Annotated in this window: 11 protein-coding genes; 10 read left to right on the top strand and 1 reads right to left on the bottom strand. The window is 60.6% G+C overall.

All coding sequences use genetic code 11. The features are described 5' to 3' along the window. Positions 1–38: 38 nt before the first annotated feature. From U4Y88_RS13245 to U4Y88_RS13210, 9 genes are all read left to right on the top strand, one after another. Positions 39–1199, top strand: a complete 1161-nt coding sequence (locus tag U4Y88_RS13245) for a hypothetical protein (RefSeq protein ID WP_321784416.1) — start codon at positions 39–41, stop codon at positions 1197–1199. Beyond that, positions 1112–1306, top strand: a complete 195-nt coding sequence (locus tag U4Y88_RS37750; protein WP_415774431.1) for a GH-E family nuclease — start codon at positions 1112–1114, stop codon at positions 1304–1306. Before U4Y88_RS13245 ends, U4Y88_RS37750 begins: the two co-directional genes overlap by 88 nt. Further along, on the top strand, positions 1307–1861 hold the full coding sequence (locus U4Y88_RS13240; RefSeq protein WP_321784414.1) for a suppressor of fused domain protein: 555 nt from the start codon (positions 1307–1309) through the stop codon (positions 1859–1861). It begins immediately after the preceding gene. Next, positions 1854–2333, top strand: a complete 480-nt coding sequence (locus tag U4Y88_RS13235; protein ID WP_321784412.1) for an Imm42 family immunity protein — start codon at positions 1854–1856, stop codon at positions 2331–2333. The genes U4Y88_RS13240 and U4Y88_RS13235 overlap by 8 nt, the downstream gene beginning before the upstream one ends. Before the next feature lie 47 nt (positions 2334–2380). Continuing rightward, positions 2381–2587 (top strand): hypothetical protein, encoded by a 207-nt coding sequence (locus U4Y88_RS13230; protein ID WP_321784410.1) that lies wholly within the window; start codon positions 2381–2383, stop codon positions 2585–2587. A gap of 23 nt (positions 2588–2610) precedes the next feature. After that, the gene (locus tag U4Y88_RS13225; RefSeq protein ID WP_321784408.1) at positions 2611–2940 is read left to right on the top strand and encodes a DUF6572 domain-containing protein; all 330 of its coding nucleotides are present in this window, start codon (positions 2611–2613) and stop codon (positions 2938–2940) included. A gap of 33 nt (positions 2941–2973) precedes the next feature. After that, the gene (locus tag U4Y88_RS13220; RefSeq protein ID WP_321784406.1) at positions 2974–3624 is read left to right on the top strand and encodes a hypothetical protein; all 651 of its coding nucleotides are present in this window, start codon (positions 2974–2976) and stop codon (positions 3622–3624) included. A 203-nt stretch (positions 3625–3827) separates the two neighbouring features. Next, the gene (locus U4Y88_RS13215) at positions 3828–3968 is read left to right on the top strand and encodes a hypothetical protein (protein ID WP_321784404.1); all 141 of its coding nucleotides are present in this window, start codon (positions 3828–3830) and stop codon (positions 3966–3968) included. Between the two features lie 50 nt (positions 3969–4018). Then, entirely contained in the window at positions 4019–5791 is a 1773-nt protein-coding gene (locus U4Y88_RS13210; protein WP_321784402.1) for a ShlB/FhaC/HecB family hemolysin secretion/activation protein, read from the top strand. A gap of 139 nt (positions 5792–5930) precedes the next feature. Here U4Y88_RS13210 and U4Y88_RS13205 read toward each other — a convergent pair whose 3' ends face one another. Next, complete coding sequence (locus tag U4Y88_RS13205; RefSeq protein WP_321784400.1) at positions 5931–7718, bottom strand: tannase/feruloyl esterase family alpha/beta hydrolase; 1788 nt, start codon at positions 7716–7718, stop codon at positions 5931–5933. Positions 7719–8461: 743 nt separating this feature from the next. On the opposite strand from U4Y88_RS13205, the gene U4Y88_RS13200 reads away from it, so the two are divergent. Then, positions 8462–10816 carry a TonB-dependent hemoglobin/transferrin/lactoferrin family receptor gene (locus U4Y88_RS13200; RefSeq protein ID WP_321784398.1) on the top strand — a complete coding sequence of 785 codons (2355 nt, stop codon included), beginning with the start codon at positions 8462–8464 and terminating at the stop codon, positions 10814–10816. The last annotated feature ends 2 nt before the right edge of the window (positions 10817–10818 follow it).

Below are 10818 nucleotides of genomic sequence, written 5' to 3'. Positions count from 1 at the left end.
GACCGGCGTCGGTGCCGGGCTCGGGTGGGCTCGCACCGATGATCGCGCAGCACGAGAACGGCGACGAAAGCGCGACGACGCGCAGCGCGGTCAGCGCCGGGACGATCAACATCACGAACGGCGCAGCGCAGACGCAGGACGTCGCGGGCCTAAGCCGCGATACGGCGAACACGAACGGCAAGGTGTCGGCTGCGCCGGACGTGAACCAGATCCTCAACAAACAGGCCGACATGATGCAGGCCGCGCAGGCGGCGGGTCAGGCGGTTTCGCAGGGGATCGGCGCGTATGCGGACATGAAGAGTCAGGACGCCGCGAACGCCGTCGACGCTGCCGCCAAAAGCGGCGACCCCCAGGCGCTGGCGGCTGCGGTTGCCGATTATATAAAGTGGCGCGAGGGCGGCGACTCGCGCGCCGAACTCCAGGCGGCGGGCGGCGCGCTGATTGGCGGACTGGCTGGTGGCGCATTCGGTGCGGTCGGTGGCGCGGCGGGCGCGGGGCAGTCCTCGAAGATGGCGGACCAGTCGAGCGCGCTCGCGCAGGCGGTCGGCGACGCGAGCGGCTCGTCGCTGATCGGCAATATCAGCGGGAATATTCTCTCGGGCCTCGCGGGCGCGTCGATGGCCTCGGGCGTGAATCTCTACAACCAGGGTAACGACACGGACTCGGCGGCCAGAGACGCGCGGGTGAAAAAGGCGTTGGGGGACGCGCTCGGGAGCGTTCCGAACTTCGACTCGCTCTCCCTGGGCCAGCTCGCGAGCAGGGTCGACGATCTGGCTGGCCAGTTTGTCGGCATGATGCAGAACACCGCCAAGCAGAAGATGGGCGAAGGTAATGTCGCGCTCGCCGCGCAAGGTGCCGCGAACGGTGCCGCTGCGGTGGTGGGTACGGGTGGCGCCAAGCCGCCGACGCCCGGGACGGGCGGCGTGCTTGTCAATGGCGCGGTGGATAGTGCGCTCGCGGGTGGGGCGAGTTCGGGCGGGTACCAACCAGACAATGCTACGTTCGCCACAGATCCTAATGCGCGCCCTTCGGGGTTCCGCAAAAAGACCGTGCAAGACGCGTGGAACAGCGCCGCAGATGGCTCAATGGAGGGAACGAAAGTCTGCCCTAGGTGCGGGAAAGACGTAACTGTCGCGCCGGGCCACGCCCCCGAGATTGGGATATCGACCATCAGCCAGCGTGGAGTAAGCGAGATCTGACTGACGGGACCACCCGCAAAGAAGTACTGGACGAGTACAACACGGGGGCACGTTTAGAATGTCCAAGTTGTAACCGTTCTCGCGGAGCCAAATCGGTAGGAGAGTAAATGGAACTTATAGATCATTTGGAGAGGCATCTTGGGCCGATCCGGGATGGCTGGAAGGATCAGAACTCCCACCACGGAATTACTATCGCTCGCTTTGCGGACACTCCCTACGAGGGAGCCAGCACATACTCGACCTTGGGGCTGAGTAGGGATGTAGCGCCCCTTAGTGATGGCCGACCCTGCGCGCAAGAATTATTGTTTGCAGCTCGTGACGAATACCCTGCCGGTCAGATTGCTTCGTTCTTGCTTACGTTTGCAGAATCGTTGCACGGCAGAAAGCAGGCGTTAGAAAGAGGCGACGTAGTCGGGCCGGGACTACCGTTGGTTAGTGACGTACGGGCAAATTCTGTGTACGCGGCGATACCCGTGATTTTTCCTGATGAGTTGGCAACGTTTTCAAATCAGCAGCGACAAAAGGTGGTTGTTGCTTGGTTGATACCGCTCGTTCCAAACGAAGCTGAATTTGTTCGATCGGTGGGATGGAATAAATTCGAGGATCTACTTGAGGCTGCCAACCCCGATTTGCTTGACCTAAACCGGGCATCGATTGTTTAAGGCTGAGTTAAACGAACATTCTGGCGGAAGCTGGATGTTTGGTAGATTTTGTTATTGGATCGGAGGCGAACAAGTTGGGGCCTTTGACGAAGGAGTCTCCTTGCGCGATGTCCTGTTTTCGATGCAATACATCATCGGCGACTCAGGGAAGCGTACCGCCCCGCTTTTGGCGTATTGCGATAAAAATGAGATTTTCCGCGTTATTCAAGAATCACTGAGCGAAAGCGGCAACGATCTAGCAAAGCTGACTCCTACGGACTTCATGCCGGCATGCTTTGACGTTTGCCGCCACGTCGATATTTTCGGCGCGTGGCAAGTCTATTTGGTGGATTCCCAAGATCTATCGAAGCTTGTCTATTCGCCCGACAGCGGAAACAACGTCAAGATTGTCGAGTTAGCGACTGGTGAATTCGATGCCATCGCATCTAGCATTTACACTGAACTCGATAACCTGCTAGATGCTTGTCAGTGATAGTTAGAAATGTGGTAAATGAGTATCTCGTAAGAATCGTCGTTGATATGGCGATATTTCTCGAATTTTCGGGCGAGGATGTTATGAATCCAGACGCAGCAGTTGAGGCAATGGAGCAGATCGCTGACGTGCTACGCGCAATGTCCGATGCAGAGAAAGCCTCGGTCGCTGCCTGTATGAGTAACCTCGCCAGCAGCTATGGAGAGCGTGGCGATTTTGTTGCAGATTTGCCCGCTAACCTTGGCATTGTGTAGTAACGCATCCCGCCAAATGAGCGATGTCCATTCTTGACACGAACATCATTGATGTAATCGGCATCGACGTACCCAATGGCATCGTGCGCTTGGGTATTTCCGATCACCTTGCATGGGATGAGGACGAAAACGGACACCTTATTCTGCTTCAAGACAAGATCAACACCTATCTGGTCTATCTGGAGAGCGGGCAAGTCTACGAGAACAACCCTAACACGAAGGGCTGCAAATTTGAGATCGAGCTTGTGGCTAAATACGAACTCTCGCAGGGAGCACTAGATTTTTTCAAGCAAGCGAAGATGATTGTGCGAGGTGCAGGATTTGACCCTGGGTACCGGGTTTTAGTTGACTAAATCGTATTAATGCGATGCTTGGGAAATAATTTCATGCCAGAAATCACATCGGATTTGTATGGAACATTTCAGCACCCCGAGATAGTGGTGACTATGCCGTCAGGGCTGGAATTCGGTGCAACCAACATACTTTCTTACTTTGAGGACGAAGTTCGCCGAGGCACTGTGTTCAAAGCTGGTGAAACGGTCCAGGTAGGTTGGATGCTTTTGATGCTCAAGGAAAACGAAGCCGGAGAGCTTGAAGTATGGGAACCCAGATTCAGCGAGATTCCGATTGTGTGGGAGCGCGGGGCGAAGAGGACGTACCGGCAACTTATTGTTCAAAAGAGCGTTGCTGAAGAGTTGGAGGTTGAGCCAAGGTTTCCTTCTCTAGATCAGTCAGCAGTTGTCTTGCCTGACTTTATGACATCCGTGAATTTTCAGATGCTTCGGGAGTCGCCTGCCGGAACCGACTCAGGATGGTTGTTCACGACAGAGGAAAACGAATCCGAAAACGGTCGGCTCATCTCTCTCTTCGAAGCTGCTTGCAAGAGGCCGGAGATCATCCCATTCCTAGCACTTCCCCCCGATTCGTCCGTTACGCGGAAAAACGGAAACGTAGAAGTGAGCTTGGGCGATAGAACGATCAGGTCCGAATCGAATGAGTTCTTGAGGCGTTTGGAAACAAGCGACTTGATCGCATGACGAGGTGCGGCGCAAGTTGATGTGGAAGTATGAAATTTAGCGATCAGCGGTAACAAGCAGACCGACCCGGCGACGACCGGGTTTGTATTAAAAGATAAGGACACCATAAATCACGGGGAACGAAGTATGGATCGAATACAAATGGCGTGCGGAATATCGAAACTTGTCGAACACGGTGTCAGGGAGTACGTGAAGCAGCGCAAGTGCAAACCCTTCGCGCTCATCCTCCATCCGACGAGCAGTGGGACGAGCCCGAACTACTCGACGGCATCAACTTCGTCGTGAACCCCCTGTCCGAGATGCCCGTCCTCATCGACGAGAACGGTCAGAACTTCGAGTTGTGACCCACCGGGCGGCATCAGTGCGCCCTAACAGCAATAACCACGACCACGCAATGAAAATCAGAAAAAGGCTGGCGGCGCTGCCGCTTACGGCCCTGGTGACGCTCGCGTCGAACGCGCAACAAAACCCGACGCCTGCCGACGCCGCAGCCGCCGCGCGTGCGAACGCCGAGCAGCAACAGCAGCTCGAACGGCAGCGCGAGGCGCAACACCGTCAGGCCGTTGTCGAAGCGCCGACCGTGCGCTCCGAGGTGCCGAACAAAGCAATCTATCCGGCGCTCCCGAAAGAAACGCCGTGTTTCCCGATTGCGACGTTCTCGCTCGAAGTGCCGCCGACGCTGCCCGATGCGGCACGCACGGCGGGCGCGTCAGCGCTGCCGCTCGATCGCTTCGCCTTCGCGCGCGATTGGCTCGACCACTACAAGGGGCAATGCGTCGGCAAGGCGGGCATCGACGTCCTCACCAAAGGGCTACAGCAGGCGATTCTCGGGCGGGGTTACGTGACGACGCGCGTGCTCGTCCCGCCGCAGGATCTCTCGGGCGGGACGCTCAAACTCTCGCTCGTCCCCGGCGTCGTGCGTCAGGTCCGGCTCGCCGATCCTGCGATGTGGGGAACGTGGAAAACGGCCTTTCCCGTGAGTAACGGCGACGTCCTCAACCTGCGCGATCTTGAGCAGGGCCTTGAGCAGATGAAGCGCGTCTCGAACCAGGACGCCGCCATGGAGATCGAACCGACAGAGACGCCCGGCGAGAGCGACGTCGTCGTCACGGTCAAGCGCTCGAAGCCCTGGACCTTCGTCGCTTCGGTCGATAACTCGGGCACCGACGCCACCGGCAAATGGCAGGGCAACGTCAGCCTCGGCCTGAACAACCCGCTTGGCCTGAACGACGTGCTCGCGCTCGGCGCGAATCAGGATCTCTCGTTCGGTAACAAGAGCCTCGGCTCGCACGGCTTTAACGGCTCGTATTCGATCCCCTGGGGCTACTGGACCGGGACGCTCTCGGGCAACACGAACACCTACTACCAGCAGATTGCCGGAACGGGCGGGCAAACGTTTGTATCGAGCGGCAATTCGCAGAGCGTCGCGCTGCGTATCGCGCGCGTACTCCTGCGCGGGCAGGCGGACGTTACCGGAGCCTACGCGCAGCTCGCGAAACGCTTTGGCGAGAGTTTTATCGAGGATACGAGCATCCCGAACCAGGCGCGCAACAACACGTTCCTCGAACTCGGCGTCACGAACCGTCATTACTTCGGCGCGGCGCAGTTCGACGGCACGCTCGCTTACCGCCAGGGGATCGGCGGTCTCGGCGCGACGCCCGATCCGGTCGCCGACGACGGCACGAAACTCGACGCGACGTACCGCTTCCACATGGCAACGCTCGACGCGAACCTCTCGATCCCGTTCGCCATCGCGGGGCAGCGATTCGCGTACGTCGGGACGATTCACGGGCAGTTCACGAACGACACGCTTTTCTATATCGACGATCTGACCATCGGCAGCCGCTATACCGTGCGCGGCTTCGACGGCGAAACGATGCTCGCTGCCGAGCGTGGCTTCTATTGGCGCAATGAATTGCAATGGCCGGTTCTCCAGACCGGGCAGACGCTCTATGCGGGTATCGACTACGGCCACGTCTACGGGCCGGGAACGAGAGTCCTACCCGGGACGCAGCTCGCGGGCGCGGTGATCGGTCTGCGCGGCGGCGTCCCGGCGAAGTACGTCGGGTTCTCGTACGACGTGTTTGTCGGCACGCCGATCTATAAACCCGCAGGATTTCCGACGGCGCGATTCACGACCGGCTTGCAGGCGACGTTGCAGTTCTGATCGACAGCTTTACCCACCGGCCGCCCGTGAGTATCGCGATGGCCATCATGGAGGCAGAAGAAGACGTAAACGCCCAATCGCCGGAACAGCGCACCAACACCGATCCGGCGATTCGACTCACACCAACATCACGGCAGATTTACGGCGCCGCAACCCCCAGCATCGTCGGCGTGTACGAAGCATAGAAGCTCGAACCCGCCCAGCTATGCGTCGGCTGGTTATAGAGCGCGGCGCCTTGCGTCCAGTTCGCGCCGTTATGCCAGTCGCCGCTGCCCGCATACTGCGCGACGGCCGGATACGGATAGACCGGACGGCTCGCCGTCACCGCATCCGACGAATCGGTCTGATACGTCATCACCGCGTTCGGCGCCGTGCCGTGCTCGGCCCAGGCCGTGATCTGCGAAACGAGGTCGATGTTCGGGAAGCCTTCGCCGCCGCCGCAATGACCCACGCCCGGCACCAGATAGAGACGCGCGAAATCATTCACCGTCGTCGCGCCCATGGTGTTCTGCATCGCCTCGTAATACTGGATCGTGAACAGCGGCGAGATATGCTGATCGGCCCAGCCGTGCCACAGAATCAGCTTGCCGCCCGCTTTGTTGAAGGCCGAAAGATCGGGATTCGTCGCGTCGTTGAGCGGGTGATTCGCCTGCAGATAGTTCGTGTAGAAACTCGCGTCCTTATAACCGAAGGTATCGACGGTCGGCATCGTCGGCGAGCCGGTGAAGATCAGGTTATACGCACCCGAAACGATCATGTAGCTGAAGAGGCTCGTCACGGGAACGGGCGCATCCGTCGAATTCGTGGTCGGCACTTCGACGCCCACCCAGTTTTCCTCCGAGCCGAATTGCGGCGAGCCGGCCAGCATTCGCAGTCCCGTCGTGGCGTCCACCGGGCCGCCGTAAATCTTGCTCGCGGTGCTCACTTCGGCCGCGGTCAGGCAGTTGCTGGTGTTGGTCGCGCCGTTCGCGCATTGAATCGATGCGGGGTCGAAGTTGCAGGTGCGCGGATCGGCGATCAGGCCGTCGGGCACGCCCGCTTGTCCGCCGCACGCGGCCACGACGGCCTTGTGCAGCACGAGCGCCTTGTCGGCGTAAAGCGTGGCGTTGCCGGTGCTGTCGCCGGTCGTGCTTTGCGACTCCACGCTCCAGCCGTGATAGAGCGAATTCTGGATCTGGAAGTGCGCCGCCGGTGCGCCCGCGACGATGCCGTTGTAGTCGGTCGGATAACGTTGCGCGGCCATCAGCGCTTCACGTCCGCCGTCCGAGCAGCCGATGAAATAGGCGTACTTCTGCGCCTGACCGTAGTAGGCCTTGATCAGCTTTTCGGCGGTGAGCGTCGTGATGTGCTGGCCGCGATAGGCGAAGTCGGCGCGTTGCTGCGCGTTCTGCGTCCACGCCGTGCTGTTGCCCGAATGGCCCATGTCGGTGGCTGCTGTCACGAAGCCGGCTTCCTGCACGAGCGGGCAGGTGTAGCTGAAGCTGAACGAGCTTTGCTGGGTGGGATCGCTGAGCGTGCCGCAGAGGCCGCCGCAACCGAGTTGCGCGAAGCGCTGCGTCCAGCTGCTGACCGGCAGCGCGACTTCGAAGGTGTTCGACGGCGCGAGCGTGCCCTTCACGGTGCAAAAGTTGACCTGCACGCCGTTGACGGTGGCGGTGGTCACGGTCGCGGACGTAATCGTGCTGCCCGCGCCGCCGATATCGGTGATATCGACCGCCGCGAGTTTCGAGCAATCCGTGACCGGCGCGACGACCGCGAGCGGTGCGTTGGCCGTGGCGCTCGCGCCGCTGTCGACATTGCCGCCGCTACCGCAGGCGGCGAGCACGGCCGTGGCGAGGCCGACCGCGACTAACGCGAGCCATGACGTGACGCGTGTGCGTGTGGGGTGAAGGTCGTGGAGCGGACGCTCCCGGTGTAGTGCTCTCATGCTTCGTCTCCTGGTGTTGTCGTCGTTGGATAGCCGTGTTCGGTTGATCGGGCTGGAGGCGCGTTCTATTCGTTAGTCATCCTGTTTAAATCGTCTGAAGGGACGGACGGGGTGTTGCCGGTTGTTGTAGCCGGTTGTTGCGCGATGCATCGCTTCTTCGTGGATAAAGACGGCGCGTGAGCGTGCGCTGTGGGCCGAACGATATCGAGAAGCGCGGCTCGCCAAAAAGGGTGGGTAAACCATAGAGCCCGACCCTCGATCGACGCGGTCGCGAAGGCCGCGACGATGCGCGGCGCTGCGCCGACGCAAAAAAACACGCGTGCGGTCGATGCGCGGCGCGGGTCGTGCAGCGGTGCGAAGACGCGCGCGATGCCGGGACGCGCGCGCGGCACGATAAGAAAAGCGGATAGAAAAAGAAAGAACTCGCAAGAAGCGGTGGGAATGGGTACCGGACATACCCACAACGCATACAAGGTCATTTCGGCGAGCTTTCGACTGCCATTCGAATCGCTTTAACCGCGCTCGTTGATGACCGCGTATCGCAAGCTAAATCCTTGATATTTCGACGATATCGACACCGGAATCCGGGCCGCCAAGGCCTGCGTCGTCATGCGTTTTGCCCCATTACGGTATCGAAAGTCTTAAAAAGTAAATGAGAAGTATTCGCATCCAGGTTACGATTGAGCCCGCTTTCGAGCCGTAAAGAACAACGAAAGCCTCGATTTTGACCACGGGGAAGAACGATGCATTTCAAGCAACGCCTGGCGCGGCGCCTGCTGCCGGCACTCATCGCCGAGATCTGTGCGATGCACGCCGGCCACGCGCTCGCCGCCGAGCCGCAAGCCGCCGAGTCGGTTCAGCAGCAGTCCGCAGATACGCAGTCCAGCACCGCCGCCGAGAGCGTGAACCCGCAGCGCGCGCGCCGCGAAGAGGCGCTCAAGGCCGTTTCCGTGACCGCCACGCGCGGCGGCACGGCTGACCCGAACCGCACGGCGGCCACCGTTTCGGTGATCACGAGCGACGATATCGACGAGAACAACGCGAAGGACGTCAAGGACGCGCTCAAGTACGAGCCGGGCGTGGAAGTACGCCGCGCGGCCTATCGTCCTTCGGGCATCACGGGTTCGTCGGGACGCGCGGGCAATGAAGGCATCAATATTCGCGGCCTCGAAGGCAACCAGGTGCTGCTGCTCGAAGACGGCGTGCCGCTGCCGCAGTCCTATGCGTTCGGTTCGGGTTCGGCGGGCCGCGGCGATTATCTGAATACCGATCTCTATCAGCGCATCGAAGTACTGCGCGGTCCGACCTCGGCGCTGTACGGCAGTGACGGTCTCACGGGCGCGGTCAACTTCGTGACCAAGGACCCGAGCGATCTGCTCGCGATCTATAACAAGCCGACCTATTTCTCGCTGAAGGCCGGTTACGATTCGACCGACCGCAGCTGGGGCTCGACGGCGACGGCCGCGTTCGGCGGCGACGTCGTGCAGGGCATGATCGCGCTCTCGGGCCGTCACGGCCACGAGACCGACAACAAGGGCGAGAGCAACACGCTGGGCGCGTCGCGCTCCACGCCGGACCCGCTCACGTACAACAACCGCAGCGCGCTCGGCAAACTCGTTTTCAAACTGACGCCGCGTGACACGCTCAAAATGACTGCCGAGACGCTTAGTAATGCGAACTCTAGCGATGGCCTCTCGCAACTGGGCGGCGCGTATACGTGGAGCGGCTACACGGCGAATGGTTACGTCACCGGCAACGAGGTGAACAGCAATCGCGTGCAGCTCGATTACGACCATCGCGACGCGACCAATCCGTACTTCCAGCAACTGCACGCGTCGCTCTATTACCGCAACGCGTCCACACGTCAGACGCTCGATATTTCCGGCGCGAATGCGAGCGGCGCGACGTCCGCGCGCTCGCGTATCAACGATTACGGCGACAACATTCTCGGCGGCAGCGTCGTGGCCGACAGCGCGTTCAGCACCGGCGTGCTGCAACACAAGCTGACCTACGGTTTCGACGCGAGCGTCTCGCACTACAGCACCGCCAGTTCGGCGGGCGGCGAGTGGACCAGCAGCGCGGACGGCTATCCCGAGGCGTTCCCGAAGACCACGCAAACGGCGCTGGGCGCGTTCATTCAGGACGAGATCCGCTGGAACAAGCTGAGCGTGGTGCCGGGCGTGCGCTTCGACTATTACGACATGACGCCGCATCCCGATGCGACCTACGAGGCGATGTCCGCAAGCTCGACGAAGCCGACATCGACTTCGACCGGCAACGCCGTGTCGCCGCGTCTTGCGATCCTTTATGAAGTCTCGCCCGCGTTCGTGCCCTACGTGCAGTACGCGCATGGATTCCGCGCGCCGTCCGCGTATCAGGTCAACAGCTTCTATAACCCGGCGGGTTCCTACGGTCTCTATTACCAGCAGGTCGGCAATCCGAACCTGAAGCCGGAAACCAGCAACTCGGTCGAAGTGGGCCTGCGCGGCAAGCTCGGCGTGGGTCACGGTCAGGTGAACTACAGCGCCGCTGCGTTCGCGGGCCGCTACAGCAACTTCATCGACAGCAAGGTGGTGGGCGGCAGCCTGACTTCGGCGACCAATCCGTACACCGTGCAGTACGTGAACTACTCGAAGGCGTCGATCCAGGGCCTCGAAGGCAAGGCCGACTGGTACGTGAACGATGCGCTCGAAGTGAAGGGCGGCTTCGCGTGGATTCACGGCACGGAGACCAAGGACGGCGTGACGAGCGGCCTCGACACCGTGCCGCCGCTGGCGGTCGTGCTCGGCGTGAAGTACGCGCCGACCGAGCGCTGGTTCGCGAGCGCGGACCTCACCTATAACTCGCGCAAGAACAAGTCGCAGATGTCCTCGTCGTCGTATTTCTCGACGCCGTCGTACACGATTCTCGACCTGCACGCGGGTGTCAACATCACGCGCCATGTGAGCGTGACGGCGGGCATCGACAACGTGTTCGACCGCAAATACTGGATCTGGAACGACGTGCGCGGTCTGGCCGACAGCGACGGCGCCGCCAAGATCGACGCTTATACCGCGCCGGGCCGCAATTTCAATGTGGCGATGAAGATCGACTTCTGATA

It is taken from the genome of Paraburkholderia sp. J94 (genome assembly GCF_905220285.1).
In the GTDB taxonomy this organism is placed as follows: Bacteria; Pseudomonadota; Gammaproteobacteria; order Burkholderiales; family Burkholderiaceae; genus Paraburkholderia; species Paraburkholderia tropica_A.
The sequence above is the reverse complement of the archived record's forward strand: the minus strand, read 5'-3'. Positions and strand labels throughout refer to the sequence as shown.

What these genes read in the sequence shown, in the direction of transcription:
- U4Y88_RS13200 (WP_321784398.1), top strand. Translation starts at nt 8,462, where the DNA reads ATGCATTTCAAGCAACGCCTGGCGCGGCGCCTGCTGCCGGCACTCATC.
- U4Y88_RS13225 (WP_321784408.1), top strand. Translation starts at nt 2,611, where the DNA reads ATGTCCATTCTTGACACGAACATCATTGATGTAATCGGCATCGACGTA.
- U4Y88_RS13220 (WP_321784406.1), top strand. Translation starts at nt 2,974, where the DNA reads ATGCCAGAAATCACATCGGATTTGTATGGAACATTTCAGCACCCCGAG.
- U4Y88_RS13245 (WP_321784416.1), top strand. Translation starts at nt 39, where the DNA reads ATGATCGCGCAGCACGAGAACGGCGACGAAAGCGCGACGACGCGCAGC.
- U4Y88_RS13210 (WP_321784402.1), top strand. Translation starts at nt 4,019, where the DNA reads ATGAAAATCAGAAAAAGGCTGGCGGCGCTGCCGCTTACGGCCCTGGTG.
- U4Y88_RS13240 (WP_321784414.1), top strand. Translation starts at nt 1,307, where the DNA reads ATGGAACTTATAGATCATTTGGAGAGGCATCTTGGGCCGATCCGGGAT.
- U4Y88_RS13205 (WP_321784400.1), bottom strand. Translation starts at nt 7,718, where the DNA reads ATGAGAGCACTACACCGGGAGCGTCCGCTCCACGACCTTCACCCCACA.
- U4Y88_RS13230 (WP_321784410.1), top strand. Translation starts at nt 2,381, where the DNA reads ATGGCGATATTTCTCGAATTTTCGGGCGAGGATGTTATGAATCCAGAC.